13 protein-coding genes are annotated in these 13809 nt (G+C 61.4%); 5 read left to right on the top strand and 8 right to left on the bottom strand.

Features of this window, described 5'->3' with window-relative positions; genetic code table 11:
* Positions 1-147 precede the first annotated feature (147 nt).
* The 3 genes from DMY87_RS10130 to DMY87_RS10120 all read left to right on the top strand — a co-directional run bounded on the left by DMY87_RS10130 (position 148) and on the right by DMY87_RS10120 (position 4890).
* Complete coding sequence (locus DMY87_RS10130) at positions 148-2211, top strand: M3 family metallopeptidase (RefSeq protein WP_110791186.1); 2064 nt, start codon at positions 148-150, stop codon at positions 2209-2211.
* A gap of 157 nt (positions 2212-2368) precedes the next feature.
* Positions 2369-4195, top strand: a complete 1827-nt coding sequence (gene typA, locus DMY87_RS10125; protein WP_110791185.1) for a translational GTPase TypA — start codon at positions 2369-2371, stop codon at positions 4193-4195.
* Positions 4196-4383: 188 nt separating this feature from the next.
* Positions 4384-4890, top strand: coding sequence for a GNAT family N-acetyltransferase (locus DMY87_RS10120; protein WP_110791184.1), 507 nt, complete (start codon positions 4384-4386; stop codon positions 4888-4890).
* 18 nt (positions 4891-4908) lie between these two features.
* Here the strand turns inward: DMY87_RS10120 and DMY87_RS10115 are convergent, their stop codons facing one another.
* Entirely contained in the window at positions 4909-5535 is a 627-nt protein-coding gene (locus DMY87_RS10115; RefSeq protein WP_245408877.1) for a hypothetical protein, read from the bottom strand.
* A gap of 126 nt (positions 5536-5661) precedes the next feature.
* Here DMY87_RS10115 and ppa point away from each other — a divergent pair, with 126 nt between their 5' ends.
* Entirely contained in the window at positions 5662-6195 is a 534-nt protein-coding gene (gene ppa, locus DMY87_RS10110) for an inorganic diphosphatase (RefSeq protein WP_110791183.1), read from the top strand.
* 103 nt (positions 6196-6298) lie between these two features.
* On the opposite strand, the gene DMY87_RS10105 is transcribed toward ppa, so the two are convergent.
* Positions 6299-6589, bottom strand: coding sequence for a YggT family protein (locus DMY87_RS10105; protein WP_110791182.1), 291 nt, complete (start codon positions 6587-6589; stop codon positions 6299-6301).
* A 130-nt stretch (positions 6590-6719) separates the two neighbouring features.
* On the opposite strand from DMY87_RS10105, the gene DMY87_RS10100 reads away from it, so the two are divergent.
* Positions 6720-7967, top strand: coding sequence for an MFS transporter (locus DMY87_RS10100; RefSeq protein ID WP_110791181.1), 1248 nt, complete (start codon positions 6720-6722; stop codon positions 7965-7967).
* Here the strand turns inward: DMY87_RS10100 and DMY87_RS10095 are convergent.
* The 6 genes from DMY87_RS10095 to hemC form a co-directional block, all read right to left on the bottom strand.
* Positions 7952-8686, bottom strand: coding sequence for a glutamine amidotransferase (locus DMY87_RS10095; protein ID WP_110791180.1), 735 nt, complete (start codon positions 8684-8686; stop codon positions 7952-7954). The genes DMY87_RS10100 and DMY87_RS10095 overlap by 16 nt on opposite strands.
* Positions 8676-9155, bottom strand: a complete 480-nt coding sequence (locus tag DMY87_RS10090) for a tellurite resistance TerB family protein (protein ID WP_110791450.1) — start codon at positions 9153-9155, stop codon at positions 8676-8678. Before DMY87_RS10090 ends, DMY87_RS10095 begins: the two co-directional genes overlap by 11 nt.
* A 13-nt stretch (positions 9156-9168) precedes the next feature.
* A complete protein-coding gene (locus DMY87_RS10085) occupies positions 9169-10794 on the bottom strand; it encodes a heme biosynthesis protein HemY (RefSeq protein ID WP_245408876.1) in 1626 nt (541 codons plus the stop codon).
* A 4-nt stretch (positions 10795-10798) separates the two neighbouring features.
* Positions 10799-12055, bottom strand: a complete 1257-nt coding sequence (locus DMY87_RS10080) for a mitofilin family membrane protein (protein WP_110791179.1) — start codon at positions 12053-12055, stop codon at positions 10799-10801.
* 90 nt (positions 12056-12145) lie between these two features.
* A complete protein-coding gene (locus DMY87_RS10075) occupies positions 12146-12868 on the bottom strand; it encodes a uroporphyrinogen-III synthase (RefSeq protein WP_110791178.1) in 723 nt (240 codons plus the stop codon).
* 3 nt (positions 12869-12871) lie between these two features.
* Positions 12872-13801: a hydroxymethylbilane synthase gene (gene hemC / locus DMY87_RS10070; protein WP_110791177.1), complete on the bottom strand. Its 930-nt coding sequence runs from the start codon at positions 13799-13801 to the stop codon at positions 12872-12874.
* Positions 13802-13809: the final 8 nt, after the last annotated feature.

The following is a 13809-nucleotide window of genomic DNA, read 5'->3' as shown; positions in this document are numbered from 1 at the left end:
CCGAAAATTCGTCAATCGTGATGTTCCGCTCCAAAGGAAAAATCTATTCTTGTTCACCGCTTTTTGCATGCTTGCCACGGCGCCGTCGCAATAGCATATCCAAGATAGTTGCTTCGCCGATCCCAGGTGCCGCCGAAGGAGGTTTTCATGACAGGTTCACCCGCGTTCAATCCCGCCGTCACGGAATGGGGTGGTCCTCACGGATTGCCGAAGTTCGAACAGATTGGCGATGCCGACTATGCGCCGGCCTTTGAGGACGCGCTTGCCCAGCACGACGCGGAAATCGAAGCCATTGCGGGCAATCCAGAAGCGCCCACCTTCGCCAACACCATCGTTGCCCTGGAAGTGGCCGGGGATGCGCTGTCGCGTGTTTCAGCCCTGTTCTGGAACCGGGCCGGTGCCCATACCAACCCTGAGATACAGGCGCTGGAGCGCGAGATCGCACCAAAGATGTCGCGCCACTATTCGAAGATTGGCACCAACATGCCGCTGTTCCGGCGCATCGACGCTCTTTGGGAGCAGCGCGACACGCTGGGGCTGACCCTTGAACAGACCCGCGTCCTGGAACGGCACTGGAAGGGGTTTGTCAAATCCGGCGCCAAGCTGGAGAAAGCGGAGCAAGAGCGGCTTGCCGCCATCAACGAACGGCTTGCCAGCCTCGGCGCCAGTTTCGGCCAGAATGTGCTGGCGGATGAATCATCCTGGGTCCTGCCCTTGTCAGGTGAAGACGATCTCGCCGGCACTCCGGGCTTCCTGCGCGATGCCATGGCGTCTGCTGCTCAGGCGCATGACGGTGGACATTCTCACGTCGTCACGTTGTCGCGCTCGATCATCGAGCCCTTCCTCACCTTCTCCGAGCGTCGTGACCTGCGTGAGATTGCCTTCAAGGCCTGGACATCGCGGGGCATCAACGGCGGAGAGACCGACAACCGCACGATCGTGACCGAGACGCTGGCGCTGCGTGCCGAAAAGGCAAAGCTTCTCGGTTATACCGATTACGCCGCCCTCAAGCTCGACAACACCATGGCCGAAACGGCCGAGGCCGTGAACGGGCTCCTGATGCAGGTCTGGGACAAGGCTGTCGTCCAGGCTCGTGACGAAGAGCGGGCTTTGGCGGAACTCATCGCCGAAGAAGGGCGCAATCACGAGGTCGCCCCCTGGGACTGGCGGCACTACGCGGAGAAGCTGCGGACACGGAAGTTCGATTTTTCCGAAGCCGAGCTCAAGCCCTATCTGCAACTGGAGAAGATCATCGAAGCCTGCTTCGACGTGGCGGGCCGCCTCTTCGGCATTCATGCCGTGCCACTCACCGATGTCGTCGGCTATCATCCGGATGTGCGGGTTTTCGAAATCCGCGACCGAGAGGACAAGCTCGTCGCTCTTTTCCTCGGCGACTATTTCGCCCGTCCCTCGAAGCGCTCCGGCGCCTGGATGAGCAGCTTCCAGGCGCAGCACCGCCTGCCGCTCGCCAATGGCAGGCTCGGCGAGATCCCGATCATCTACAATGTCTGCAATTTTGCAAAGCCGGAGCCGGGTAAGCCTGCCCTTCTATCGCTCGACGATGCGCGCACCCTGTTCCACGAATTCGGCCATGCGGCGCACGGCATGCTATCAAACGTCACGTATCCGACCGTGTCGGGTACAGGCGTGTCGCGCGATTTCGTCGAGCTTCCATCGCAGCTTTACGAGCACTGGCTGACGGTGCCCGAAATCCTGAAGACCTATGCCGTGCATTTCGAAACGGGTGAGCCGATGCCGCAGGCGCTGCTCGACAAGGTGCTTGCGGCCCGCAACTTCAATGCTGGCTTCAATACGGTCGAGTTCACTTCGTCGGCCTTGGTCGATATGGCCTTCCACACGCGCCCTGTTGTCGAGGACCCCATGGCGGTGCAGGCCGAAGTGCTGGAGAAGATCGGCATGCCGGCCTCCATCGTCATGCGCCATGCGACGCCGCACTTCCAGCATGTCTTTGCCGGTGACGGCTATTCCGCCGGATATTACTCCTACATGTGGTCGGAAGTGCTCGACGCCGATGCCTTCTCGGCCTTTGAGGAGACTGGCAATGCCTTTGATCCCGAGACGGCACGCAAGCTGAAGGACCATATCTACTCCGTCGGCGGATCGGTCGATCCGAAGGACGCCTATCAGGCCTTCCGTGGCAAGATGCCGAGCCCGGAGGCCATGTTGAAGAAGCGAGGCCTTGCCGCCTGACGCGGCTTAACCCGCGCAATTGGCAGCGCTGGCGGTAACCATCGCCGGCGCTCCGGGCGTTTCCCCCTTTCGCAATTGCAAAAAACAGGGTATGAGCGCGCCAAAGTAAATCGGCGCTTCCTCCTGTCTAGCGCCCCAGCCGCCAGAGATCCAAATCATGAAAATGCGTAACATCGCGATTATCGCGCACGTCGACCATGGAAAAACGACCCTCGTCGACGAGCTTCTGAAGCAGTCCGGTTCGTTCCGCGAGAACCAGCGTACTGCCGAACGCATGATGGACTCGAACGACCTGGAAAAGGAACGCGGGATCACCATTCTCGCCAAGGCGACCTCGATCGAGTGGAAGGGTCACCGCATCAACATCGTCGACACCCCCGGCCACGCCGACTTCGGCGGTGAAGTCGAGCGTATCCTGTCAATGGTGGATGGCGCGATCGTTCTTGTCGACTCCTCCGAAGGCCCGATGCCGCAGACCAAGTTCGTTGTCGGCAAGGCGTTGAAGGTCGGTCTCCGCCCGATCGTCGCGATCAACAAGATCGACCGTCCGGACGGCCGCCACGAGGAAGTCATCAACGAAGTCTTCGACCTCTTCGCCAATCTCGATGCGACCGACGAACAGCTCGACTTCCCGATCCTCTACGGTTCGGGCCGCGATGGCTGGATGAACGTCAACCCGGAAGGTCCGAAGGAACAGGGTCTCGCCCCGCTGCTCGACCTCGTGCTCGAGCACGTCCCGGAGCCGACGGTCGAAGAAGGTCCGTTCCGCATGATCGGCACGATCCTCGAAGCCAACCCCTTCCTTGGCCGCATCATCACTGGTCGTATCGCTTCGGGCTCGATCAAGTCCAACCAGGCCGTCAAGGTTCTGGCTCAGGACGGCAAGACGATCGAAACCGGCCGCATCTCCAAGATCCTCGCATTCCGCGGCATTGAGCGCACGGCCATCGATGAGGCCCATGCTGGTGACATCGTCGCGATCGCTGGTCTCTCCAAGGGCACGGTTGCCGATACCTTCTGCGATCCGTCCGTAACAGAAGCCATGAAGGCGCAGCCGATCGACCCGCCGACGGTCACCATGTCCTTCATCGTCAACGACAGCCCGCTGGCCGGCACCGAAGGCGACAAGGTGACGAGCCGCGTTATCCGCGATCGTCTGCTCAAGGAAGCCGAAGGCAATGTTGCCCTCAAGATCGAAGAAGCCGAAGGCAAGGATTCGTTCTTCGTTTCCGGCCGTGGCGAATTGCAGCTCGCCGTTCTGATCGAAACCATGCGCCGCGAGGGCTTCGAACTGGCCGTTTCGCGTCCGCGCGTTGTCATGCACAATGACGAGGCGACCGGCCAGCTGATGGAGCCGATCGAAGAAGTCGTCGTCGACGTCGACGAAGAACATTCCGGCATCGTCGTGCAGAAGATGTCTGAGCGCAAGGCCGAGATGACCGAGCTTCGTCCTTCGGGCGGCAACCGCGTTCGCCTGAAGTTCCTGGCCCCGACCCGTGGCCTCATCGGCTACCAGTCGGAACTGCTGACCGACACGCGTGGCACGGCAATCATGAACCGCCTGTTCCACGACTACCAGCCCTACAAGGGCCCGATCGCCGGTCGCGTCAACGGCGTGCTCCTGTCGAACGGTTCGGGTGAAGCCGTGGCTTACGCCATGTTCAACCTGGAAGATCGCGGCCCGATGATCATCGAGCCGGGCGAAAAGGTCTATCAGGGCATGATCATCGGCATCCACACTCGTGACAACGATCTGGAAGTCAACGTTCTCAAGGGCAAGCAGCTGACCAACATCCGCGCTGCCGGCAAGGACGAAGCCGTCAAGCTCACGCCGCCGATCCGCATGACGCTCGACCGCGCATTGTCGTGGATCCAGGACGACGAGCTGATGGAAGTGACACCGAAGTCGATCCGTCTGCGCAAGATGTTCCTTGATGCCAACGACCGCAAGCGGTTCGAAAAGCAGCGTGCATCGCAGGGCTGAACCTGCTGAAAAGTCTGGTGATTCTGAAACCCCGGTCAGCTTGGCCGGGGTTTTTGTCTGTGTAACCGCCACCTGTGCGCTTGCGAGAACGGTTAAAAAAGCGTTAAATTTCGGAAAGGACAGATAAACTGTCTCTCGCGGTGGCCGGCATGACGTCGGTGCCGGTCCAACGAGGCGGAAGTGACGTTATGAAGACGTTGTCGATAGACATGCGCTTGGCAGGCCCGACGGATGCGGCGGCGATTGCCGATGTTCATCGCAGTGCCTGGCAACATGCCTATTCCGGGATCATTCCGCACCGTGCGCTCACGCGCATGATCGAGCGCCGCGGCGAGGCCTGGTGGCGCAAGGCCACGCGGGGGCCCGCCACGATCCTCGTCGTCGAAGTGGCCGGGATTGTTGCCGGTTATGCTTCGCTTGGCCTGAACCGGGCTCGCGCCCTGCCGCACGAAGGCGAGATTTACGAGCTTTATCTGCGTCCGGAATATCAGGGCGTCGGTCTCGGTCATTCCCTGTTCCACGAAGCCCGCCGCCTGTTGAAGTCACTCGGCTGCGAGGGCATGGTGGTCTGGTGCCTGGAAGACAGCGAAATTGCCGCGAACTTCTTCCGCTCGAATGGTGGCGTCGATGCCGTCGAGGGCATGGAGGATTTCGACGACGTGCACCTGAAGAAGCTCGGCTTCATCTGGAACTGACGCCGTCTTGTCGTCCTCTCATTCGACCACGTAACCTTCCGGCCAGCTGAACGTCCGTTCGCTGACGAGCTCACCGCGTTTACCCACCCATTCCGGTTCCTGCATGCCGCAGGCAAAGTCCGCTGCCGTGTCGTCGGCCATCTGACGGGCTTTTTCATTGGCATCCGGATTGGCCTTGGCATCGACAAGCGCCACCATGCAGGAGCCGCCATAGTCCACAGTCCCGACGCGCGAAACGACCAGGATCTCGCCGCGCGATGCGCGGGTCGAGCTTCCGTCCGGGCCAGGATTGTCGATGAACCAGCGGAGGATCGCGGCAAACGGCTTGCCTTGATCGTCGAGCCGCCACTCGACCTTCGTGTTGATGTGGTTGAAGGCGGAGAAGCTCTCGAAAGCGCCGTCGATCAGTTCCTGATCGACATGGCCATAGAAGACACTCTGGCGCAGGTCGCCTTCCTTGAAATAGACGGGATAATCCCGATAGCCCTTGCATTTGAGGGAAACACCCATCGGATCCTCAGACAGTGTCTGGCAGTTGTCCAGGTCAAGGTCGGTATAGACGCTCTCGTTGGCTGCGGCAGATGTCGGTTCCATCGGCAAGCTCATTGCGAATATGACGATCGGCAAGATCCAATTGGTCTTCATGATGCGTTTCCCCTCCCTTGGCACCTTCGGCCGTTGTGTCACCCAAGCTTCACCCAAAGCCGTGTTGCATTGCGCCATATTTCGCATTAGGTAGCGCGAGAATTCAACACTCTACGGGGTCCAGACATGCGTATCGATGCAATTGCCATTGGCAAGAACCCGCCGGAAGACATCAACGTCATCGTTGAGGTTCCGGTTGGCGGCCAACCGATCAAGTACGAAATGGACAAGGACGCCGGCACGCTCGTCGTTGACCGCTTCCTCTACACCCCGATGACCTATCCGGGCAATTACGGCTTCGTGCCGCACACGCTCTGCAAGGACGGCGATCCGCTGGACGTCCTGATCTGCAACACCCGTCCGCTGGTGCCCGGCTGCGTGATCAATGTGCGCCCGATCGGCGTGATGATGATGGAAGACGATGGCGGCATGGATGAGAAGATCCTCGCCGTTCCGGTGCCGAAGCTGACGCGCCGCTACGACAAGATCGCCAACTACACTGATCTTCCGGAAATCACGCTGAAGCAGATCCAGCACTTCTTCGAGCATTACAAGGATCTGGAGCCCGGCAAGTGGGTGAAGATCGGCGACTGGATGGATGTCGACGCCGCCAAGAAGATCATCCTGGAATCGATCCAGCGCGCCAAAGACGAGAAGTAAGCCGCATCAGGCGCTTGAATTCACGGCCGTCTGACGTTTGAAACCCTCCGGGTCGGTTCGATCCGGAGGATTTTTTGTATTGGGTCAGATCATCGTTCCGAGATCAGGCAACCAGCGGGAAAATGCTGTTCCACAGGAAGGACCGCAGGAAGAAGATGATGAGAAGGACGATGATCGGCGAAATGTCGATGCCGCCGAGATCGGGCAGGACGCGGCGGATCGGGCGCAGAACGGGCTCAGTGACGTTGTAAAAGAACTGACCGAGCGACGCGACAAAGCGATTGCTCGAATTGATCACGTTGAACGCGTATAGCCACGAGAAGATCGCGCTCCCGATCAGTATCCAGGTAAAGATGCTCAGGGCGAGGTCGATCGTCTGAAAGAGGGCAACCATTCAAGTCTCCATTTCTTGGTTGACAGAGATGTAGACATTGGCGACTTAACGGACAAGTGGATGGGGCCCACGCAATCCGAATCATGTTTAACGCAGGGGCATTCGCCCGCAGCTCAAGGTTTCTCAAACCATGCACCCGTCCTCGGCCGACGACCGTTTCGCGGCGTTCCGGCACTCTTCTTACGCCCGCTTCTTCTTTGCCCGCTTCCTCGGCGCCTTCGCGACCCAGATCCTCAGCGTCTCGGTCGGCTGGCAGATGTATGACAAGACGGGGAGTGCCTTCTATCTCGGTCTGATCGGGCTGGTGCAATTTCTGCCGTCGCTGCTTCTGATCCTGGTGACGGGCTCCGTCGCCGACCGCTACAACCGCCGCGCCATCGTGGCCGCTTGCATGGTGCTCAGCGCGATATGCGGCGGTGCCCTGCTGGCCCTGACGATCGCGGATGCCTTCGAGCCGACGATCGTCTTTGCCATTCTTGTCGTCTTCGGTATCGAACGCGCCTTTGCCGCGCCCGCCGTCCAGTCGCTCAGCCCCAATCTGGTGCCGCCGAAGGATCTGTCGAATGCGGTGGCGTGGAACTCGTCCTCGTGGCAAACGGCGTCGATCGTCGGCCCGGTCGCGGGCGGCCTGTTGTACGGTGCAAGCCCGACGATTGCCTATTCCGTCTGCTTCCTGTTCTTCGTTGCAGCGGCTATTCTCGTTTTCACCATTCCGCGCCCGCCGCAGCGCGTTTCCAACAAGGCGGTGACGCGTGACAGCCTGCTTGCGGGCTTCCGCTTTATCTTCGGCGAAAAGGTCGTGCTCGGCGCGATTTCGCTCGATCTTTTTGCCGTCCTTCTCGGTGGCGCGATTGCGTTGATGCCGGTCTTTGCGCGCGACATCCTGACACTTGGGCCCTGGGGCCTCGGCCTCCTGAGGGCCGCACCCGGTGTTGGCGCCATCGCGGTCGCCATTGCGCTCGCCAGTTTCCCGATTCGCCACAATGCCGGAACCTTCATGTTTGTTGGCGTCGCCCTCTTTGGTGTCGGTACGGTGCTGTTCGGTCTTTCCGAAACCGCATGGGTTTCGATCCTGGCGCTGATGTTGATGGGGGCGGCCGACATGGCCTCGGTCTATGTGCGCGAGACACTGATTGCGCTCTGGACGCCGGACGAAGTGCGTGGACGTGTGAATGCCGTCAACATGGTCTTTGTCGGGGCGTCCAACGAACTTGGTGAATTCCGTGCGGGCACCATGGCGCATTTCATCGGTCCGGTTCCAGCCGTCGTTATCGGTGGCTTCGGAACGCTGGCGGTTGCCGTGATATGGGCTTTGGGCTTCCCGCAATTGCGCAAGATCGACGGTCTTGAGGCGCCGGAACGTCACGAGGCGCGCTGAGGCGCCTCGAAAATCAGATCGAGAAAATCGGATAGCCAAGCCTTGAGTGGCGCGTCGAAGATCATCCGGCCTTCAATATGCTCGCGGCCTTGCTGCGCATTCGGCAGCACGAAACGGTGCGCCCCATGCACGACCCAGCGATGCATCATGGCGCGCGTCAGCTCCGCGTGAAATTGCACAGCCCAGGCATTTTCCCCATAGCGGAAGGCCTGGTTGGGATAGATGTCACCGGTCGCCAGCAGCTTGGCGCCATGGGGAAGCGAGAAACCCTCCCGGTGGAAGTGGTAGACCATTTTCGGCCATGGCATCAGAAGGCGGCCATGCTCCGTGGGTCGGATCGGGTACCAGCCGATTTCGGTGCGCTCTTCGCGATCCGCCTCGACCTTACCGCCGAGATGACGCACCAGCATCTGGGCGCCGAGGCAGATGCCGAGGAAGGGTTTGTTTTCCTTGAGCGGCACGTCGAGCCAGCTGATCTCCTGCTTGACGAAATCATCGGGATCATTGGCGCTCATCGGACCGCCGAAGATCACGGCGCCGGCGTGACCGGCCAGGGTGTCCGGCAGTGATTGTCCAAGAACGGGGCGCCGGATGTCGAGCGGATAACCCTTTTCCTCCAGCATCTGCCCTACGCGTCCAGGGCTGGATCGCTCCTGATGCAGGACGATCAGGACTGGCTGCTTGATTGGGCTAGTCCCGGTTCGTCGGTCAGAGGGCATCGTCGGTGGCTCCAAGGCCGGCCCTCTGGGCGGCCTCCTGCCGTTGGGTGATGCGCTCGCGACCCGAAACGCCCAGGAGATCGGCGACGCGCCAGATCGCGTGATCTTCCATCTCGCTGCGTTTCCCGTCGGCATAGACGATGTCCCAGAGAATGCCGACCAGTTGCTGCCGCTCCGTTTCGTCCAGATGGCGTTTCAGATCATTGGTGAAGCGGTAATAGTCCACCGCTTCGTTTTCTGCTTGTTGGCCCGCGGCTAGAACCGCGTCGAGCTGATCACCCTCCAGGCCGTACTGCTCCTTGAGAATCGCACGCAGCTTGTCGCGCTCGACATCCTGCACGACACCATCGGACTCCATCACCTGGAAACAGAGTGCTGCCATGGCCACGCGCGGGTCATCATGAGCAAAGATTGCCTTCGGATGATCCTGCATGACGGACTGGAAGAAGGTCTGGAGGCGATCGAGCAGCATCGGGTTCCTGTCAGAACAGCTTGAGGCGGGTCTTGGGTTCGGCAGTGGCGAGCGACGGGTCCTTGACGCCAGGGTCATCCGGCGGTCTGCCGAAGAAGGGCTCCTGGCTCTTGGCCTCAACCGATGCTGCGGCTGCCGTCTCGGCAGCCGCTCTGGGTTTGCTGCTCTGGACATCGGCATTCGGTTTGGGGGCCGACTTCGCCCGGTCGACCACAACAACGTCCGGCTCGATTACTTCTATGGGGTCCGATTCTGCTATTGCCTTGTCGCTGATGGGTGGCAGCGAAGCAAGCGCCTGCTCTCCCTGAGACAGACTACCCTCTTCAACCGGGCCTTCGAGCTGGTCGAAGGGCATCTTCCATTCGAAGGCATCAAGGCGACCCGTGACGGGCGAGATTGGCATCCAGCGTTCAGACACATGGCCGTCGGCCACCCATGCCGGGTCCCGAGGCGCCTTCAAAGCCTGGCCCATCCAGTGGCGGATGCGGCCCTGGTCGCCCGTCTCGGCTTCCTCAATGTCAGCCAGCAGCAGATAGACGCGTTCGCGCGATCCCATGCGGGCGGCGGCTTCGGCCTTGGCCCGAGCACGCTTGAAATCCTGCGCATCAAGGGCCGCTTCGGCGACTGCAAGCAGGGATTCGTAGTTGTTCGGCTTCAGGGCTTCCAGCTTTTCCGCTTTCTTCAAACGGTCGGCGGCGCTGTCGCCGCTTCTCGCTCGCAGATAGGCGGCCGCGATTTCCGGATGGGGCTCGATCTTCCAGACTTGCTCCAGCGTGCTTGCCGCCTTGCGTAAATTGTCTTCGCGGACATAGGCTTTGGCAGCCACGATGGCCGCAGGAACCAGATCCTTAGCCAGCTTAAGAGCCTTCAGCGCGCTATCGCGGGCAGCCGCCGGTTCGGCCTCCAGCTGGTCCTGGGCGCGTGCCGTCAACAGCACGGCCTTCAGGCGGTCGGCCTCATGGCGGTCGAGAACATTGGCGATGCGCTGCTGGTCGAGCAGGCGGATCGCGTCGTCCCAATGGCCGGCGCGGCAGCGATATTCGAGTGTCGCCTTGGCAGCCCACGGAAGATAGGGCGCGTGTTCGGCGGCTGTCTCGGCATATTGTCGGGCGGCTTCATGTGCGCCCAGACGGTTCGCCTCGACAAACAGGCCGCGCAAGCCCAGTTCGCGGGTTTCGGGGTCTTCTGACATTTCCTGATAGAGCCGGCGCGCTTCGTCGTGACGCCCTTCGATCAGTGCGGTCTGGGCGTCGAGCACGCGGATCAGCGGCTCCTGATCGGCACGGATCAAGCCACGGGCGCGGGCGCTCATCTTGCGAGCCAGCAGCGCGTTGCCGGCACCTGCTGCGATCAATCCGGTCGACAGGGCCTGATAGCCACGGTCACGCTTGCGAGCGCGGAAGAAACGGCGCACCGAATGCGGCGAGGTCCACAGTGTCCGGATCACCCACCACAAGGCCATGACAAGTGCGACGAGCGCAACCAGGGCTGTCACGGCAACGAGCAGGGTCGTCTGGTAGCTCTGACCCTGCCAGACGAGCGAGATGTCGCCCGGCCGGTCCGCAATCCAGGAAAAGCCGAAGCCTGCAGCGAGAATCAGAGCGAGGAAGAACAGAACCTTGAAGATCGTCGTCATGCCATCAGCCCCCATTTCCGGCGACGGTCTTGGACAGGGCGCCCGCGACCAGCTCTTCCGCCTCGATGCGGTTCTTCAGTGACTGGGCAAACTCGGTCGATGCCGTCTTGCCGGCTTCCGGCAGGGTTTCCCATTCGAGGGAGGCCCCCTTCAGGTCGCCGTTCTGCAGCTTGTTTTCAACGCGGGCGACGATGGCTTCGGGCGTCTCACCTTCGACATTGCCAACGGGCCGCACCTTCACCAGAGACTTTGCGCTGGCAATCAGCCGGCCCGTCCAGCCTTCTCCTGCTTCGGGCTGGTGAATGGCCGTCAGGATGTCGTTGGAGATCTGGCTGAAATCGCGCGACAGGTCCGAGCGGGACGGCAGGCCGGCGGAGGCCATGCGGGAGAGAGGCGCGATGGCAGGATCTTCGGGAGAGACGCTTTTCAGCGCGTCAAGCTCGGAGAGGAAAGGGCCACCGCGATCGATTGCGGTCTTCAGGCCAGCCAGCGCAATCGCACGGGCCATCTCGACGTCGCTGCGCGGCTCTTCGATCTTGCGCTCGGCCTCGGTCAGGCGCGTCTGGCTCTCGTTCAGAGCCTGCGCATTGCTGGCGATCTGGTCGCGCAATGCGGTGATCGACTGCTCGGCACCGGCAAGTTGGGTTCGTAGTTCCTCAACGACCGCCGGATCCACGCTCGGGGCCGATTGAGTGTCGTTCGTCCTCGCCTCCAAAGCGGCAATCCGCTCGACCAGGGCCGGATCCGTCGCCTGCGCTGCGGGAGCAGACGTCAGTCGGGCAATGTCTGCCTTCAGGGTTTCCAGTTCTGCATTGTCGATCGTGGGCGCGGTCGCCTGTTGTTGCGGGCCAATGCCGGGAATGACGCCGGCATATTGCATGCTGCCGGCGAGAGCCAGGGCGACCAGGCCGCCGAAGATGCCCGAGGCGATCAAGGCGGAAGTCGACGGTGAGACTGTCGAGGGCGTGTTGGATGCTGAGGGTTCTCGAGCCGATGAAGGCTCGGTTGCGGTGCCGCTCTCGGGGACGATGGTCTGCGCTTCCGGTTCGGCGGGCGGCACGTCAACCGGTGTGGGCTCGACCGAGCTATCCGTTAGGGGATCGGGATCGACAGCGCCTTCGGCCTGAGCAGCAGTCTCGTCCGTTCCGACGCCGACAGCGGCTTCCGTCTCGGTTGTCCGTGCCGTTTCCTCGGCCGTCAGTTCGATCGTGACCGGATCGTCCGGGGACTTCGATCGACGGGGTGGCTTTCCGGAAACCATGGCAACCTCTTCATTTCCCTAGATGGGTTTAAACGTAGTCAGTCCGTGCGGTGATGGGAAGGGTGCAGAACCATTTCCTTGTTCCCCGCTCTAGAGCAGATCAAGAAGTAAGTCCTCTCGAGGTTCCATCGGCCACACTGCATAAGCGCGAAAATCTTTCGGCAGGGCAGAGGCAATCTTGTGGCTAAGGCAGAGGAAGCGGATGTTTTTTATCGCGCCTGGAGAGGTCGGGAGCGATTCGATCAGTGCGACAAATTGCCGTGCGGTCTCCGAAGAATAGAGAAGGATGCAATCCGGCCGGGGTGTCAGGACCTCCTCTATGTGGCCTGTCTTCCATCGCTCAGGAACCATTCGATAACATTCGACAATCTCAATGCCGCGCGACGCATTTTCCAGGTTCTGCTCGAACTCAGGCGAACGGGGGGTGCCTGCGAGGTAGAGAATTGGATGTGCCGTGTCGCCAGAAACGGCTGCCAGAAGGCGGCGGGCCAGGGCTTCGCCGTCGCCACTGCCCGTTTCAACTTTGATGAAGCCGAGATCCCGGGCGGCGGTGGCGGTCGCCTCGCCAACAGCAAAGAGTGGCAGATGAAGATAACGGGACCTCTCGTCCTCGGACAGCCCGGTCAGCGCTCGGATGGCCTCGGCGCTTGTCACGGCCAAGGCGGCTGTCTGAGGTGGCGGCCCTTGCCGCAGACCGTCGAGTCGATGTTCTGCCCGCATCAGCGGTAGCAGCACCGGCTGATGGCCGCGTTTCCTCAGTTCTGCGGCGGTGCGTTCGGCCGCAGGCATGGGGCGCGTCACCAGAACGCGCATCGCTCAGGCCCAGCTGTCGAAGAAGTCGGTGCCAGCCTTGCTGCGGACGGTCCCGCCGGCCGTCGCGCCGAGCACGGCGGCATCCGTCCGGCTTCCTTCGATTTCCACATCGTGCCAGCGGCTACCATCGGGCGTGAGAATCATGCCTGCGAAGCGGATTGCATCGGCGTCCACGGTCGCATGGCCGGCGATCGGTGTGCGACAGGAGCCGTCCAGCGCCCCCAGAAAGGCACGTTCGCAGCTGACGGCGTCGAAGGTTTCCCGGTGGTTGATTGCTTCGAGCAGGTCGTTGACCCTCGCATCTCCGATCCGGCTTTCGATGCAGATTGCGCCCTGCGCGGGTGCCGGAGGGAAGGCGCTGGGATCGAGCAGTTCGGTCGGGATATCAGGTTTTCCGAGCCGCTTCAGTCCGGCAAAGGCGAGCAGCGTTGCATCCACCTCGCCATCGGCAAGCTTGCGCAGTCGCGTGTCGACAAGGCCGCGGAAGGTGATGACGTTGATATCCGGACGGATGCGTCGAATAAGCGCCTGCCGGCGGAGCGACGACGAGCCGACGGTTGCACCATGCGGGAGTTCCTTCAGCGTCGGCGCGGTCCGTCCGACCACGGCGTCGCGCACATCCTCGCGCGGCAGGAAGGCCGACAGGAAAAGCCCATCCGGCAGTTTAGTCGGCATGTCCTTGGAGGAATGCACGGCGAAATCAAGGTCGCCGGAGATGAGCTGTTCCTCAAGTTCCTCAGTGAAAAGGCCCTTGCCGCCGATCTCGGAGAGGGCACGGTCGGTGATCCGGTCGCCCTTGGTCGAGAGGACGACGATCTCGAACATTTCCTCGGGAAGGCCATGGGCCACCATCAGGCGCGCGCGTGTCTCAGAAGCCTGGGCGAGCGCCAGCGGGCTGCCGCGCGTGCCGATACGGAAAGGTTTTGTTTGCATCCGAACTT

The sequence above is a fragment of the Peteryoungia wuzhouensis genome, from assembly GCF_003205195.1.
Taxonomy (GTDB): Bacteria; Pseudomonadota; Alphaproteobacteria; order Rhizobiales; family Rhizobiaceae; genus Allorhizobium; species Allorhizobium wuzhouense.
The sequence above is the reverse complement of the archived record's forward strand: the minus strand, read 5'-3'. Positions and strand labels throughout refer to the sequence as shown.

Coding starts and splice junctions, on each gene's coding strand:
- hemC (WP_110791177.1), bottom strand. CDS start 13,801: ATGCAAACAAAACCTTTCCGTATCGGCACGCGCGGCAGCCCGCTGGCG.
- DMY87_RS10095 (WP_110791180.1), bottom strand. CDS start 8,686: ATGCCCTCTGACCGACGAACCGGGACTAGCCCAATCAAGCAGCCAGTC.
- DMY87_RS10075 (WP_110791178.1), bottom strand. CDS start 12,868: ATGCGCGTTCTGGTGACGCGCCCCATGCCTGCGGCCGAACGCACCGCC.
- DMY87_RS10100 (WP_110791181.1), top strand. CDS start 6,720: ATGCACCCGTCCTCGGCCGACGACCGTTTCGCGGCGTTCCGGCACTCT.
- DMY87_RS10080 (WP_110791179.1), bottom strand. CDS start 12,055: ATGGTTTCCGGAAAGCCACCCCGTCGATCGAAGTCCCCGGACGATCCG.
- DMY87_RS10120 (WP_110791184.1), top strand. CDS start 4,384: ATGAAGACGTTGTCGATAGACATGCGCTTGGCAGGCCCGACGGATGCG.
- typA (WP_110791185.1), top strand. CDS start 2,369: ATGAAAATGCGTAACATCGCGATTATCGCGCACGTCGACCATGGAAAA.
- ppa (WP_110791183.1), top strand. CDS start 5,662: ATGCGTATCGATGCAATTGCCATTGGCAAGAACCCGCCGGAAGACATC.
- DMY87_RS10130 (WP_110791186.1), top strand. CDS start 148: ATGACAGGTTCACCCGCGTTCAATCCCGCCGTCACGGAATGGGGTGGT.
- DMY87_RS10115 (WP_245408877.1), bottom strand. CDS start 5,535: ATGAAGACCAATTGGATCTTGCCGATCGTCATATTCGCAATGAGCTTG.
- DMY87_RS10085 (WP_245408876.1), bottom strand. CDS start 10,794: ATGACGACGATCTTCAAGGTTCTGTTCTTCCTCGCTCTGATTCTCGCT.
- DMY87_RS10105 (WP_110791182.1), bottom strand. CDS start 6,589: ATGGTTGCCCTCTTTCAGACGATCGACCTCGCCCTGAGCATCTTTACC.